The organism is Pelomonas sp. KK5 (assembly GCF_001984095.1).
Taxonomy (GTDB): domain Bacteria; phylum Pseudomonadota; class Gammaproteobacteria; order Burkholderiales; family Burkholderiaceae_C; genus KK5.
The window spans coordinates 15,699-29,887 of record NZ_LYVQ01000062.1 but is presented as its reverse complement, the minus strand read 5'-3'; the positions used below and the strand labels follow the sequence as shown (position 1 = coordinate 29,887).

The window sequence follows — 14,189 nt, the reverse complement described above, 5'->3', positions numbered from 1 at the left end:
CTCGGTGGTCGGGGTTGGGGCGCTGTCGTGCTCGGGCAGCGCGAGGATGGCGTCGAGCTGGCTCTGGGTGAGCCGGCGCTCGGGCGCCTCGATCTGGGCTTCTGTGTTCACGGGCATGTCTCCATCGGGGCCTGCGATGGATGAGACAATATATCTAAAAATGTCTCATTGACTTGTGGATTACCCGCGGGTCAGCGGAGCACGGCGGACACGATGAAGCGCTGGATGAAGCGCCGCAGTTCGCGGTCGCTGATCTCCACCGCCTCGACCTTGGTCAGCAGCGTGGCCTGCGACAGCGTCAGCCAGCTCGAGATCTCGTCCAGGCTCAGGTCAGCGGCGAGTTCGCCACGCTGGTGCGCGTCGCTGAGCAGGCTGCCCCACAGCGCGCGGCTGGATGTCTGGAAGTGCGAGCTGGGGTCGGCGGAGCGCGAGGCGGTGGCGGCGAACTCCGACAGCAGGCGCACCCGCGGGTTGCGGTGCGCGATGCGCGTGGACAAGAGCAGGCATTCGACCAGCGTGGCTTCCAGCGAGAGGCCCTTCTTCAGCTGCTTGCGCAGCTCTGCGTTGACCTTCTCGGCCTCCACCTCGCCCAGGCGCTCGGCCACGGCCTCCTTGCTGGTGAAGTAGCGGTACAGGGTGGCGCGCGACAGGCCCGCCTGCTGGGCGATGTCGTCCATCGTCGTCTTGCGGATGCCGTAGCGCTCGAAGCATTCGGCGGCGGCCTCGACGATCTGCGCTTCGGTGCTTTCGCGCGCGGTGGGGGACGGAATGGTCATGCGGGCAGTCTACGTGCGCCTCCGTCGTCGAAATCGTCGGAAGGGACGAGGCCCCCGCGCGCCCGCGCGGCGATGCTGTGGCACAAACGAAGGAGACACCCGATGCAGGGCAGATTGATCGACGCCATCAAGTGGTGGGCACGCGAGCGCGCGGCGCAGGACGCCATCATCAGCAGCACCGGCCGCGTCACGCACGGCGAACTGGAGCGCTGGTCCGCCGCCATCGGCGACTGGCTGCTGGCCGAGGGGCTGCAGCCCGGCGACCGCGTCACCATCCACGCCACCAACTGCCTCGAATGGTGCGTGATGGCGGTGGCCGTGATGGACGCCGGCGGCCTGCTGGCGCCGCTGAACCCGCGCTTCACCGCCAGCGAGGCCCGCTACGTGCTGGGCCGCTACGAGCCGAAGTTCCTGTTCCACGACGCCGCCCGCGAGCCGGTGGCGCAGGAGGCGCTGGAGGGCCTGCCGGGCGTTCGCTGCTGGCCGCTGCTCGCCACCGTCGAGCGCTTCCGCCATGTCCAGCCGGCGCCCGTGCGCCCGGTGCGCGCGGGCATCACGCCGGACACGCCGGTCGTCATCATCGGCACCAGCGGCTCGACCGGCTATCCGAAGGGCGTCGTCTACAGCCACCGCACGATGATGGGCGGCTTCGCCGACCTGGTGCTGGCGCATCCGCATGCGATGGACAAGCCGCGCACGATGATGTTCGGCCCGCTTTGCATGTCGGCCGGCTACTACGTGCTGCTGCTGGCGCTGGTCTACGGCGGCACCGTCTTCGTCGAGGATGCCTTCGACCCGGTGAAGGCGCTGCGCCGCGTCGGCGAGGACCGCATCACCATCCTGATGGGCGTGCCGGTGTTCTTCGAACGCATGGCGGCCAGCGCCGAGTTCGCCGGCACCGACACGTCGAGCATCCGCATGATGCAGTGCGGCGGCGCGCGGGTCAGCGCGAGACTGATCGAGGCCTGGCGCAGCAAGGGCCTGGTGTTCCAGCAGATGTACGGACAGACCGAGGCCGGCGGCAACGCGACGATCAACCCGCTGGGCAGCGCCGTCGCGCACCCGACCAGTTGCGGCCGCGGCATGCCCTTCACGCGGCTGGCCACGATCGACGAATCGGGCCGGCCTTGCCCGCCCGGAACGCCCGGCGAGATCGTCATCCAGGGCCCGGCGCTGATGGTCGGCTACTGGCGCGACCCGGAGGCCACGGCCAAGGTGATGGGTGCGGACGGCTGGCTGCGCACGGGCGACCTCGGCGTGATGGACGAGAACGGGCTGCTGACCTTCGTCGACCGCCTGAAGGACATCATCATCTCCGGCGGGGTCAACATCTCGGCCGCGGAGATCGAGCGGGTGGTGGCGGACTTCCCCGGCGTCGAGGAGGTGGCTGCGATTGCCGCCAAGGATGAGCGCTTCGGCGAGACGCCGATGGCCGTGGTCTACGCCCCGCGCGGGCTGGACGTGGCGGCACTGGTGGCCCACTGCAACACGCACCTGAGCGACTACAAGGTGCCGCGCTATGTGGCGGTCCATGCGGAACCGCTGCCGCGGCTGCCGGCGGGCAAGCTGTCGAAGCTGGCGCTGCGCAAGCAGTATGAGCGGGCGCATGTGGACCTGCCGCGGGTGCGTTGAGATGAAGCTTTCATGCGCTAGTCCAAGCCCCGTTCGGGCCGAGGTATCGAAGCCCTCTGCCCACTGTTGCCTGGGCCCTTCGATACCTCAGGGCGAACGGGCCAAGCGTGATGCCACGCCTGATAAGAACATCTGACATGGAAACCCTGTTCTCAGGCACACGCTGCACGCTGACCCGCCATGGCGAGGCCGTCGCCCTGCTCGCGCTGCACAACCCACCCGAAGGCTTCTTCGACCCGCAGAGCGAGCGCGAAGTGCTGCAGGCGCTGGACGTCACCGACACCCTCGACGGCCTGCGCGCGCTGATCCTCCACGGCCGTGACCCCGGCATGTTCGTGCGCCACTACGACGTCAAGGAGCTGGAGCGCATCGGCCGGGCGCTGCTGGCGCGTGACCTGCGCTTCTCGCCGGACAGCCCGCCGCCGCCCGGCGGCTTCCACAAGATCCTCGAACGACTGGAGGCGGCACCGTATCTCTCCATCGCCGCCATCAACGGCTGGTGCATGGGCGGCGGGCTGGAGCTGGCGCTGGGCTGCCACCTGCGCTATGCCCAGCCGGGCGACTACCGCATCGGCCTGCTGGAGGTGCAACTGGGCCTGATCCCGGGCGCCGGCGGCACGCAGCGGCTGAGCCGCGCGGTCGGGCCGGCGAGGGCGCTGGAGATGCTGCTGCTGGGCACTTGTGTCACGCCCGAGGAGGCCGCCAGGCTGGACCTGGTCCACGCGCTGGTGCCCGATGCGCTGGCCCATGCGCTGGACGTGGCCGCCACGCTGGCGCGCCGCCCACCGGAAGTGCTGCAGCATCTCGTCCACCTGCATCGCGACGCGCAAGACCTGACCCCGCATGAGGGCATGGCCCGCGAGCGCGGCGCCTTCTCGCAGGTGCTGCGCCTGCCGCAGACGCTGCAGACGATGGCCGACTACAACGCCGGCCGCATCACAGTACCTGAAGTTCCTGCGTGTAGAACAGCGCAGACGCCGGCAGGTCGATGAAGTTGCGCTCGTCGTCCAGCAGCTCCAGCGCCGCAGCGCGGCAGGCCTCGGGGCTGCCTTCGGCGCCGTCCGCCTCGAACCAGATCTCGGCCACGCCGTCGTAGGGCGCGGCGCCGCCGCGCGCGCGGGACGGCGCGGCGAAGCTCGCATCGTCCATCGTGTGGCTCTGCACGTAGCGGCGGATGCCCAGCAGCCGCGCGCGAGCCTGCACCCGCGGCGCATGCTGCTCGCGCCAGTAGGCCTGGAACGCGTCGCGGCTCAGGTGGGGCAGACGCTTCAGGCAGAAGATGATCTTGATCATCATGCCGGTTCCGGCGAGACGCCCACCAGCAGCTTGCCCTCGTTGCGGCCGCTGAACAGCAGCTGCATCGCGTCGACGGCGTTCTCGAGGCCCGGGACCACATGGTCGCGCCAGTGAAGCCGGCCCTGCTGCACCCAGGCGCCGAGTTCTCCGAAGGCCTCCTTCGCATGCGGCAGGTGATCGATGACGATGAAGCCCTCGATGCGCAGCCGCTGCATCAGGATGCGCTCGAAGTTGGCCGGCCCGGCCACCGGCCCCTCGCTCTGGTAGCCCGAGATCAAGCCGCACAGCACCATGCGGCCGAAGGTGTTCATGCGCTCGAAGACGGCGTTCATGATGTCGCCACCGACGTTCTCGAAATCGAGATCGATGCCGTTCGGGCAATGCCGGTCCAGCGCCGCGCCGACGTCCTCGTTGCGGTAGTCGATCGACGCGTCGAAGCCGAGCTCCCCGGTCAGCCAGCGGCACTTCGCCTCGCCGCCGGCGATGCCGACGACCCGCGCGCCGCGCAGCTTGGCGATCTGCCCCGCCACCGAGCCGACGGCGCCGGCCGCGGCCGAGACGACCACGGTGTCGCCCGCCTTCACCTGGCCCACTTTCACCATGCCGGCCCAGGCCGTCAGTCCGGTGTTGCCGAGCACGCTCATCGCCGCCGTCAGCGGCACGCCGGGCTGGCGTCGCACGCGGGCGACGGCCTGCGCCGGCACGTCCGATACGGTCTCCCAGCCGGCCAGGCCGACGAGCACCAGGTCGCCCGCCTTGAATCGCTCCGAGCGCGACTCGACGACCTCGCCCAGCGTCGTGCCGCGCATCGCCTGGCCGATGGCGATCGGTGGCAGGTACTGCTCGCGCTCGCTCATCCAGATGCGCTGGGTCGGATCCAGCGAGAGATAGATGTTGCGCACGCGCACGTGTTCGGGGGCGAGGGCGCCGCTCGCATACTCGACCAGTTCCAGGTCGTCGTGGGCGATCGCGCCGGTGGGGCGGCGCCGCAACTGCCAGCGCAGGGGTTTCGAGCTAGTCGTCATGCGGCGATCCTAGGCAGGCGGTGAGTGCCGCAGATCGTCGGTTGCGACGATTCGCCGCGCGGGGCCATCGGGACAATCGGCCGCAAAGGCTTAGAGGAGACCCGCCGTGATCACGCTCTATCACACGACCGATGCCCGCTCCTTCCGCGCGCTGTGGCTGCTCGAGGAAATGAAGCAGCCCTATGCGCTGAAGACCATGGTGTTCCCGCCGCGGCAGAGCACGCCCGAGTACCTGGGCATCAACCCGACCGGCTCGGTGCCGACGCTGACCGATGGCGACCTGACCATCCATGAATCGGCCGCGATCCTGGAGTTCCTGGCCGTCCGCTATCCCTCCGGCGATCTGGCCGTGGGCAGCGACGAACCCGCCTGGGGCGAATGGCTGCACTGGCTGCACTTCGGCGAGGCCTCGCTGACCACGCCGCTGGCCACCTTGCTGCGCTATGCCGTCACCGAGCCGCCCGAACGGCGCCAGCCTGCGGTGGTGGAGGACTGCCGCGCCTTCTTCTTCGACCGACTGCAACTCGTGGAGCGAGCCCTGGAAGAGCACGACTACCTCGTCGCCGACCGCTTCACCGCCGCCGACATCAGCGTCGGCTACGCGCTGATGCTGGCCCGCTTCCTGGGCCTGGGCAAGGCCTTCCCGGCGTCCGTCCAGGCCTACTGGACGAGGTTGAAGCAGCGGCCCGGCTTCGATGCGGCCAAGAAGGCGCAGGAGATCAAGCCATGAGCGCGCTGCTGTGGGATGACGACATGCGGCTCGGCTACGAGCCGATGGACGAGACGCATCGCGAGTTCGCCGACGTGGTTCATGCGCTGCAGACATGCGCCGAGGCCGCCCGGCCCGCGGCGCTGCAGCGCGTGATCGAGCACCTGCGCTCCCACTTCGACGAGGAAGACGCACTGATGCGCGAGCACGACTTCCCGCCGCGCGACTGCCATATTGACGAACACGCGGCCGTGCTCCAGTCGGCCGAGGACGTGGCCGCGCTCGTAGCCGCCGGCGACAGCAGCGCCGTGCCGTCCTTCGCGCAGGCGTTGGCCGACTGGTTCCCGGGCCACGCCGTGCACCTCGACTCGGCGCTGGCCCATTGGATGGTCAAGCGCCAGTACGGCGGCAAGCCGGTGGTGTTCCGCCGGCGCGTGGAGCAGCACGCATGACGCGATCGACGCTGCCCTATCGCAAGGCCTTCGGCAACGGCGTCTTCATCCGCTCGCTGGAGATCCGCACGCCCGCGCCGGGCCGCGTCAGCCTGGCCATGGAAGACCCGGTCCACTCATTCCGCATCGACTTCGCGCACGAGCATGGTGTCGTCACCGAGGTGCAGGCTGCCTGGGACCGGCATCCGCTGAGCAGTTGCACCGGCGCGCCGGACGCATTGCAGGAGATGGTCGGCTGCCCCTTGTCCGACAGCGTGTTCGACATTGCCCGCTTCAGCGACGGCACACAGCAGTGCACCCACCTGCACGACATGTTCTGCATCGCTGCGACCCACGCGCACCAGCAGCGGCCCGACTGCCGCTGGGACGTGCACGTGCCCGACGCGACCGACACGCAGGCCGCGGCCACGCTGGCGCGCAACGGCGCGACCGTGCTGGCGCTGACGCTGGAGAGCGACTACCTGACCATTGCCGCGCCAGAAGCCTGCAAGGGCCTGAGCGTGCTGCGCGGCTTCATGGGCTGGGTGCGCGCCAACGTGCCGCCCGAGGAGCACCTGCACTACTTCCTGATGCAGAAGGCGCTCTTCCTCGCGCAGATCCAGAAGATCGACGCCGAGAGCCTGATCGGCCAGAGCGCGATGCTGTCCGGCCCGCCCGCCGGCACCTGCTTCGGCTCGCAGCCGAGCCGCTATGTCGGCTCGACGCGCGTCGGGCAGATCCGCCGTTTCGATGCGAGCACCGGCGGCGAGCAGTTGCTGAAGTTCTTCCGCTAGTCAGGACCGCTTCGCGAGGAAGTCCTTGAAGGTCTCGCGCCCGCTCGGCGGGCGCAGCACCGTCGCCAGCGCCAACTGCTCGGTATCGAACTGCGCATCGAGCGGCTGGCCCACACCTTCGTCCACCAGCTTCTTCAGCCACTGCACGCCCAGCGGCGGCATGGCTGCGATCTCGCGTGCCTGCTCGACGGCGCTCGCCAGCAACTGCTCGCGCGGCACGACGCGGTGATAGAGCCCGATCGCCAGCGCCTCCTCCGCCCCGACGCGCCGCGCCGTCAGCAGGATCTCCTTGGCTCGTGCCGCGCCGACGATGGCCGGTAGCTGCCATGCGCCCTCGGCCGCGCCGTGCTGCGTAGCGCCGACGCGGAACTCCGCCTGCGGCGTGGCGATGCGGATGTCCGCTGCCATTGCATACAGCGCGCCCACGCCGTGGACGATCCCGTCCAGCGCAGCGATCACCGGCTTGGGGTGCCGCGCCAGCGCGCGGATCACCGGCGCGCGGCGCAGCAGCGCGACCAGCATGCCGTCGGCATCGAGCGCGGCCATCTCGCGGATGTCATAGCCCGAGCAGAAGGCGCGTTCGCCCGAGCCGCCGAGCACGATTGCGCGCACTGAATCGTCGCTCGCCGCGCGCCGCAGGACCGCATCGAGCGAATCGGCCAGTTCGATCGTCACGGCGTTCATCGCGCGCGGGCGATTGAGCGTCAGTTGCAGCACGCCATCGGCCGGATGGGCGATCAGCAAGGGGGAGTCTGGGTTTTCCATGCATCGATGCTAGGCCGCGACAGCGCCGCATCGAATCGTCGTTTTGGACGAAGGCGCGACGCAGGCAAGAGGACATCGTGTGAACCAGCCGCCATCGGCCCGCGCGGCGAGTGGAGCCCCGACAAACAAATTCGTCCGAAGCGACGACGCTGTCGACCAGGGCCATCGATAGCCTGAATGACAGCACTACAACAGGAGACACGACTCATGAAGGAACGACTGCACCCTGGCCGCGAGCCCGCACGCATGGGCGCGATCGCCACCGCCGTTGCGCTGCTTGCGATGGCCATGCCCGCGCTGGCCACCACGCTGGACACCGGCAACCCCGATCTCACCGTGCGCTGGGACAACACCGTCCGCGGCACGCTCGGCGTGCGCCTGCAGGACCGCGCCGGCGAGATCGACAACGCCTTCGGCGCGCCCTACGACCAGAGCAATGCGCTGTTCCCGAACAAGGGCGACTTCATCGCCAAGCGCCTGGACCTGCTGAGCGAGTTCGACCTGTCCTGGCAGCGCACGCTGGGCTTTCGCCTCAGCGGCGCCGCCTGGTACGACGCGGCCTACGGCAACCATGCCGCGGCCACCGCCAACCCCAGCGCCTACACGAACAATGAGTTCACCTCGGTCGTCAAGCGCTACTACGCCGGCCCCTCCGGCGAGTTCCTCGACGCCTATGTGTTCGGCCACTTCGAGCCGGGCGGCACCGCCATCGATGCGCGCCTGGGCAAGCAGGCCGTGATCTGGGGCGAGGGCCTGTTCGGCAGCACCAACTCGATGGCCTACTCGCAGGTGCCCAACGACGGCCGCAAGGGCGCGGCCAACCCCGGCGCCTCGGCCAAGGAAACGGCGCTGCCGATCGAGATGGCCTCGGCCGTCGCGCAGGTCAGCGACCAGCTGAGCCTGGCGGCCTTCTACACCTTCAAGTGGCGCCCGAACCGCCTGCCCGAGGGCGGCACCTACTTCGCCGCGGCCGACACCATCCTCGAAGGCCCCAACGTCGGCCGCGAGGCAGCCATCAACGGCAAGAGCGGCGACTTCGGCCTCTCGCTGCGCTGGCGGCCGACCTGGCTTGACCAGGGCACGATCGGCTTCTACGCGCGCCGCTTCGACGAGAAGCAGCCCTGGGCCAGCCAGCTCGATGCGGCCACCAACCTGCGCCATGCGGTCTATGCGCAAGGCGTGCAGCTCTACGGCGTGAGCCTGACCAAGATCGTCGGCGGCATCTCGCTGGGCAGCGAGATCTCCTACCGCCGCAACATGCCGCTGAACTCCAACGGCGCCGCCGTCGACGGCTACGGCGCCCGCGGCAACACCGTGCATGCGGTGATCAACGGCGTGGCGAGCTACGGGCAGACCAGCATCTGGTCCTCCTCCTCGCTGGCCACCGAACTGGGCGTGTCCTACCTGGACAAGGTCACGCAGAACCCCAACCTCTACAAGGCCGAGGGCACGGCCGGCTGCGTGGACCAGGCGATCCTCGCCGGCTGCTCGACCCGCGCCTTCTACACGATCGGCGCCTCGTTCACGCCGGTCTGGGTGCAGGCGCTGCCGGGCGTCGATGTCTCGCTGCCGATCTTCGGCTCGTACAACTTCAAGGGCAATGCGCCGACCAACAGCGGCGGCTTCGAGGGCTTCAAGGTCTTCAAGTTCGGCCTGTCGATGAACGCCTACGCGCGCCACCAACTCGACCTGTCCTTCACCCGCTACTGGTCCAAGACCGGCACGCTGGCCAACGGCCGCCAGCTCGTGCTGGGCGCGCCCTACAACGACAAGGGCAACGTGACGCTGACCTACCAGACGACGTTCTGACGATTCCGCAGGAGACACAAGCCATGATCAAGAACACCACCAAGACCCTCGTCGCCCTGGCCTCGCTGCTGGTGATCGCCGCCGCCGCGCATGCCGCGGCCACGCCCGAGGAAGCGAAGCAGCTCGGCACCACGCTGACCCCGCTGGGCGCCGAGAAGGCCGGCAACAAGGAAGGCACGATCCCGGCCTACGAAGGCGGCCTGCCGACCACGCTGCGCCCGGCCGGCTTCAAGCCCGACTCCGGCAAGTGGGTCAACCCCTTCGCCGACGAGAAGCCGCTGTTCAGCATCACCGCGGCCAATCTCGACAAGTACGCGGACAAGGTCTCGGAGGCCAACAAGGCCCTGCTCAAGCGCTATCCGGACTACCGGATGGATGTCTACAAGACCCACCGCAGCGCCAACTGGCCGCAGTACTACCTGGACAAGAGCATCAAGAACGCCACCGCCGCCAAGCTCGACAAGAACGGCTACAAGGTCGCGAACGTGGACGGCGGCCTGCCGTTCCCGATCCCCAAGACCGGCATGGAAGCGATGTACAACCACCTGCTGCGCTACCAGGGGCAGGCCGACCGCGCGCTGGTGCAGAACCTCTATGTGGACAACACCGGCAAGCTGGTGATGTCCGGCGAGGTCAACTACAACCGCGACCATCCGTACAACTGGCCCGACAGCTGGCCCAAGACGGTCGACCGCGAGGCCGAGTCGCGCATGTCGCTGAACTTCACCGGCCCGGCGCGCGCCGCCGGCGACGCCAACGTCTGGTTCGACACGGTGGACTTCGAGGACAAGCCGCGCCGCGCCTACGCCTACTCGGCCAGCACCCGCCGCATCCGCCTGGCGCCCGACGTGTCCTACGACACGCCGATCGCCTCCACCGGCGGCGTCATGGTCTACGACGACGGCAACCTCTTCGCCGGCAAGATGGACCGCTACGACTGGAAGCTCGTCGGCAAGAAGGAGATGTACATCCCGTACAACCTCTACGACATGCACTTCAACACGACGCCGGAGAAGCTGATGCCGGCGAAGTTCATCAACCCCGACTACGTGCGCTGGGAGCTGCACCGGGTGTGGGTGGTGGAAGCCACGCTGAAGCAGGGCGCGCGCCACGTCTACGGCAAGCGCGTGTTCTTCCTCGACGAGGACTGGACCGGCTCCGGCATGAGCGACATGTACGACATGGCCGGCAAGATCTACAAGGGCAACTTCCTCGGCATGAGCCAGCTCTACGACAAGCAGGTGCCCTGGGGCTGGCCGACCTGGACCTACGACCTGTCCACCGGCGCGTATACCGCGGCGACGGTCATGGGGGCGAGCGACAAGCATGGCTGGTGGGTGACCGACAAGCCGTGGCCGAACTCGATGTTCGTGCCCGATTCCCTGCCGGCTCGCAGCGGCCGCTGAAGAGGATCGCGCCATGTGCTTCCGTGCTCGCGCAGGCCGCCTCGCGGCGGCGCTGTCCATCGGCCTGGCCGGCCTCGCCGGCGCCACGCCCAACACCTTCCGCGACCCGCTCGACACGCCAGCCGCGGCCAGCCGCATCGCCGCGCAGGCGATGTACTCGGACGTGGCGCGGGTGGCCGAGGGCCGCTTCGTCGCGGTCGGCCGGCGCGGCATGATCGTGCGCAGCAGCGACGGCGGCGCGAGCTGGCAGCAGGCGCCGTCGCCGGTGTCCACCGACCTGCTCTCGCTCAGTTTCGCCGACGAGAAGCAGGGCTGGGCGGTGGGTCACGGCGGCGACGAGGAGGCCAAGCGCAGCCTGCAGGAGGCTGAGCGCTTCAAGGCCGACGGCCCCGGTCGCCCGCTGCTGGCCGTGCGCTTCAGCGACGCGCTGCGCGGCATGGCCGTCGGCGCCTACAACCTGGCCATCCGCACCGAGGACGGCGGCCGGACGTGGCGCTCGATCGCCAGCCAGCTCGACAACCCGCGCGGCATGCACCTCTACGGCATCGCCGAGATCGACGGGCGGCTGTGGATCGCCGGCGAGCAGGGCGTGCTGCTGAAGCAGGAGACGCGACAGGATGGGCGCAACGGCCGCTTCGCCCAGGTCAAGACGCCGTACCCCGGCTCCTTCTTCGGCATCGCCGGCAAGGCAGGCGAGGTGGTCGTCTACGGCCTGCGCGGCAATGCGCTGCGCAGCAGCGACGGCGGCGCCAGCTGGACGGCGCTGCAGACCGGCACCCAGAGCAACCTGACCGCCGGCACCGTGCTGCCCGACGGCCGCCTGGTGCTGGCCGCGATGAACGGCGAGCTGCTGCTGTCGGCCGACGACAGCGGCGCGGCCTTCACGCGGCTGCCGCAGGCGCAGCGCAGCGCGCAGTTCGCGCTGGCCGCCGGCCGCTCGGCGCTGGTGATGGCGGGTGCCCGGGGCGTCGCGACGCTCCCAGTGCCGGCCCGCAATGAAACCACGAGGTAAGGCCATGACGCCCGCTCCGCAGAACACCGCGCTCGAATCCGCCGCCGTCATCGCCGACCCGCGCGACTTCGACCGCCGCTCCGGCAACCGCCTGGAGCGCCTGATCTTCAACCACCGCGCCTGGGTGCTGGCGCTGGCCGCCGTCGTCTCCGTCGTGCTGGCGGTCTTCGCGACCAGGCTGCAGGTCAACGCCAGCTTCGACAAGCTGCTGCCGCAGTCGCACCCGTACATCCGCAACTACCTGTCCAACAAGGACGAGCTGAAGGGCCTGGGCAACAGCCTGCGCATCGTCGTCGAGAACACCGAGGGCGACATCTACGACCCCGAGTTCCTCGACGCGATGCGCCGCATCAACGACGCGGTCTACCTGATGCCCGGCGTCAACCGGCCCTTCGTCAAGTCGATCTGGATGTCGGGCGTGCGCTGGGTGGAGGTGACCGAGGAGGGCTTCCGCGGCGGCGCCGTCCTGCCCTCGAACTTCAACGGCTCGGCCGCCTCGATCGCCGACCTGCGCACCAACATCGTCCGCGCCAATCTCGTCGGCAACCTGGTCGCCCGCGACCTGCATTCGGCCATGATCGTCGCCCCGCTGCTGGACCGCTATGCCGACAGCGGCCAGCCGCTGGACTACGGCCGGCTGAACCACGACATCGAGACCCAGCTGCGCGAGAAGGCGGCCCAGGCCATCCCCGGCAAGCCGGGCAAGATCAAGGTCCATGTGGTCGGCTTCGCCAAGCTGGCCGGCGACCTGATCGACGGGCTGAACCAGGTGATGACCTACTTCGGCTTCGCCGCCGTCATCGCCGCGGTGCTGATCTACGCCTACACCCGCTGCGTGCGTTCCACGCTGCTGGTGCTGTCCTGCTCGATCGTGGCCGTGGTGTGGCAGCTCGGGCTGATACGGCTGTTCGGCTTCGAGCTGGACCCTTACTCGATGCTGGTGCCCTTCCTGGTGTTCGCGATCGGCGTGAGCCACGGCGCCCAGAAGATGAACGGCATCATGCAGGACATCGGCCGCGGCACGCACAAGTACGTGGCGGCCCGCTACACCTTCCGCCGCCTGTTCCTGGCGGGCGTGACGGCGCTGATCGCCGACGTGGTCGGCTTCGCGGTGCTGGCCGTGATCGACATCCCGGTCATCCGCGACCTGGCCGTCACCGCCAGCATGGGCGTGGGCATGCTGGTCTTCACCAACCTGATCCTGGTGCCGACGCTGCTGTCCTACACCGGCGTCAGCGCCAGGGCCGCGCAGCGCAGCCTGGCGGCCGAGCAGCAGGAAGCCGGCACCGCGTCGGGTCTTGGCCGGCTGTGGCATCTGCTGGACCGCTTCTGCACGCGGCGCTGGGCCGTGCCGACGGTGCTGGCCTCGGCATTGCTGGCCGTCGGCGCCTTCTTCGTGAGCCTGAAGGTGCAGGTAGGCGACCTGGACGCCGGCGCCCCCGAGCTGCGCGCCGATTCCCGCTACAACCGCGACAACGCCTACATCACCGACCATTACGGCCTCTCGTCCGACCAGTTCGCCGTGATCGTCGCCACCGCGCGCGACGGCTGCCTGAAGCCGCAGGTGCTGATGGACATCGACCGCCTCGACGCCGCGCTGCGCGAGGTGCCCGGCGTGCAGACCACGCGCTCATTGGCCGACGCGGTGGCGCGGATGAGCTCCGGCCTCAACGAGGCTTCGCCGAAGTGGATCACGATCAGCCACAACCAGGACCTGAACAACACGGCGGTGCTGCGCGCGCAGGACGTGGACACCGAGCTGGTCAACGGCGCCTGCTCGGTGACGCCGGTCGTCGCCTACCTGGAGGACCACAAGGCCGGCACGCTGGCCCGCGTGCTGGCCGCCACCGAGGCCTTCGCCGCCGCGCATGACCGCGAAGAGGTGAAGTTCCTGCCCGCGGCCGGTACGGCGGGTGTCGAGTCCGCCACCAATATCGTCGTCCACCAGGCCAGCCGCACGATGCTGGTGTGGGTGTACGCGGCCGTGATCGTGCTGTGCCTGATCACCTTCCGCAGCTGGCGCGCGACGCTGGTGACCGTGCTGCCGCTGATGCTGACCTCGGTGATGTGCGAGGCGCTGATGGTCTTCCTCGGCATGGGCATCAAGGTAGCCACGCTGCCGGTGATCGCGCTGGGCGTGGGCATCGGCGTGGACTACGCGCTGTACCTGGTCAGCGTGCAGCTGGCCTTCCAGCGCCGCGGCCTGCCGCTGGCCGAGAGCTACCGCGGCGCGGTGCAGTTCACCGGCAAGGTGGTCGGCCTGGTCGGCGTGACGCTGGCTGCCGGCGTGATCACCTGGGCCTTCTCGCCGATCAAGTTTCAGGCCGACATGGGCATCCTGCTGACCTTCATGTTCCTGTGGAACATGCTCGGCGCCCTGGTGCTGATCCCCGCGCTCTCGCACTTCCTGCTGCAGCGCGTGCCCGGTGGCGCCGCGAGCGACAACAGCGTGCCCGCGCAGGCCAACGCCGCTGCCACACCCGAAGCCGCGCGCACCGCCCGTGTCACGCGCGACACCGCCAGCGCCTGAAGAC

General features: G+C 69.3%; 13 protein-coding genes. 9 read left to right on the top strand and 4 right to left on the bottom strand.

Annotated features, from left to right (window positions below; genetic code table 11):
- Window positions 1-191 precede the first annotated feature (191 nt).
- Window positions 192-776, bottom strand: coding sequence for a TetR/AcrR family transcriptional regulator (locus B0W88_RS12080; protein ID WP_077034907.1), 585 nt, complete (start codon window positions 774-776; stop codon window positions 192-194).
- A 102-nt stretch (window positions 777-878) separates the two neighbouring features.
- On the opposite strand from B0W88_RS12080, the gene B0W88_RS12075 reads away from it, so the two are divergent.
- Together B0W88_RS12075 and B0W88_RS12070 are read left to right on the top strand one after the other, a co-directional pair.
- Window positions 879-2,408 (top strand): class I adenylate-forming enzyme family protein, encoded by a 1,530-nt coding sequence (locus B0W88_RS12075; RefSeq protein WP_077034906.1) that lies wholly within the window; start codon window positions 879-881, stop codon window positions 2,406-2,408.
- Between the two features lie 137 nt (window positions 2,409-2,545).
- Entirely contained in the window at window positions 2,546-3,400 is an 855-nt protein-coding gene (locus tag B0W88_RS12070) for an enoyl-CoA hydratase/isomerase family protein (RefSeq protein ID WP_077034905.1), read from the top strand.
- Here B0W88_RS12070 and B0W88_RS12065 read toward each other — a convergent pair.
- Together B0W88_RS12065 and B0W88_RS12060 are read right to left on the bottom strand one after the other, a co-directional pair.
- The gene (locus tag B0W88_RS12065; RefSeq protein WP_077034904.1) at window positions 3,345-3,701 is read right to left on the bottom strand and encodes an EthD domain-containing protein; all 357 of its coding nucleotides are present in this window, start codon (window positions 3,699-3,701) and stop codon (window positions 3,345-3,347) included. The two genes, B0W88_RS12070 and B0W88_RS12065, sit on opposite strands and share 56 nt — an antisense overlap.
- Window positions 3,701-4,729: an NADP-dependent oxidoreductase gene (locus B0W88_RS12060; RefSeq protein ID WP_077034903.1), complete on the bottom strand. Its 1,029-nt coding sequence runs from the start codon at window positions 4,727-4,729 to the stop codon at window positions 3,701-3,703. The genes B0W88_RS12065 and B0W88_RS12060 overlap by 1 nt, the downstream gene beginning before the upstream one ends.
- A 106-nt stretch (window positions 4,730-4,835) precedes the next feature.
- Between B0W88_RS12060 and B0W88_RS12055 the strand changes: the two genes are divergently transcribed.
- The 3 genes from B0W88_RS12055 to B0W88_RS12045 are packed head-to-tail and all read left to right on the top strand — an operon-like array spanning window position 4,836 to window position 6,663.
- Window positions 4,836-5,459, top strand: a complete 624-nt coding sequence (locus B0W88_RS12055) for a glutathione S-transferase family protein (RefSeq protein WP_077034902.1) — start codon at window positions 4,836-4,838, stop codon at window positions 5,457-5,459.
- The gene (locus B0W88_RS12050) at window positions 5,456-5,890 is read left to right on the top strand and encodes a bacteriohemerythrin (protein WP_077034901.1); all 435 of its coding nucleotides are present in this window, start codon (window positions 5,456-5,458) and stop codon (window positions 5,888-5,890) included. The genes B0W88_RS12055 and B0W88_RS12050 overlap by 4 nt, the downstream gene beginning before the upstream one ends.
- Complete coding sequence (locus tag B0W88_RS12045) at window positions 5,887-6,663, top strand: DUF2889 domain-containing protein (protein WP_077034900.1); 777 nt, start codon at window positions 5,887-5,889, stop codon at window positions 6,661-6,663. Before B0W88_RS12050 ends, B0W88_RS12045 begins: the two co-directional genes overlap by 4 nt.
- Here the strand turns inward: B0W88_RS12045 and B0W88_RS12040 are convergent, their stop codons facing one another.
- On the bottom strand, window positions 6,664-7,428 hold the full coding sequence (locus B0W88_RS12040) for an enoyl-CoA hydratase/isomerase family protein (RefSeq protein WP_077034899.1): 765 nt from the start codon (window positions 7,426-7,428) through the stop codon (window positions 6,664-6,666).
- Window positions 7,429-7,635: 207 nt separating this feature from the next.
- Here B0W88_RS12040 and B0W88_RS12035 point away from each other — a divergent pair, with 207 nt between their 5' ends.
- Genes B0W88_RS12035 through B0W88_RS12020 form a run of 4 tightly spaced genes read left to right on the top strand, consistent with a single transcriptional unit; the run spans window position 7,636 to window position 14,185 of the window.
- Window positions 7,636-9,237: a DUF1302 domain-containing protein gene (locus B0W88_RS12035; RefSeq protein ID WP_077034898.1), complete on the top strand. Its 1,602-nt coding sequence runs from the start codon at window positions 7,636-7,638 to the stop codon at window positions 9,235-9,237.
- A gap of 23 nt (window positions 9,238-9,260) precedes the next feature.
- Window positions 9,261-10,643, top strand: coding sequence for a DUF1329 domain-containing protein (locus B0W88_RS12030; RefSeq protein WP_077034897.1), 1,383 nt, complete (start codon window positions 9,261-9,263; stop codon window positions 10,641-10,643).
- Window positions 10,644-10,656: 13 nt separating this feature from the next.
- A complete protein-coding gene (locus tag B0W88_RS12025) occupies window positions 10,657-11,655 on the top strand; it encodes a YCF48-related protein (protein ID WP_077034896.1) in 999 nt (332 codons plus the stop codon).
- A gap of 4 nt (window positions 11,656-11,659) precedes the next feature.
- A complete protein-coding gene (locus B0W88_RS12020) occupies window positions 11,660-14,185 on the top strand; it encodes an RND family transporter (protein WP_077034895.1) in 2,526 nt (841 codons plus the stop codon).
- The last annotated feature ends 4 nt before the right edge of the window (window positions 14,186-14,189 follow it).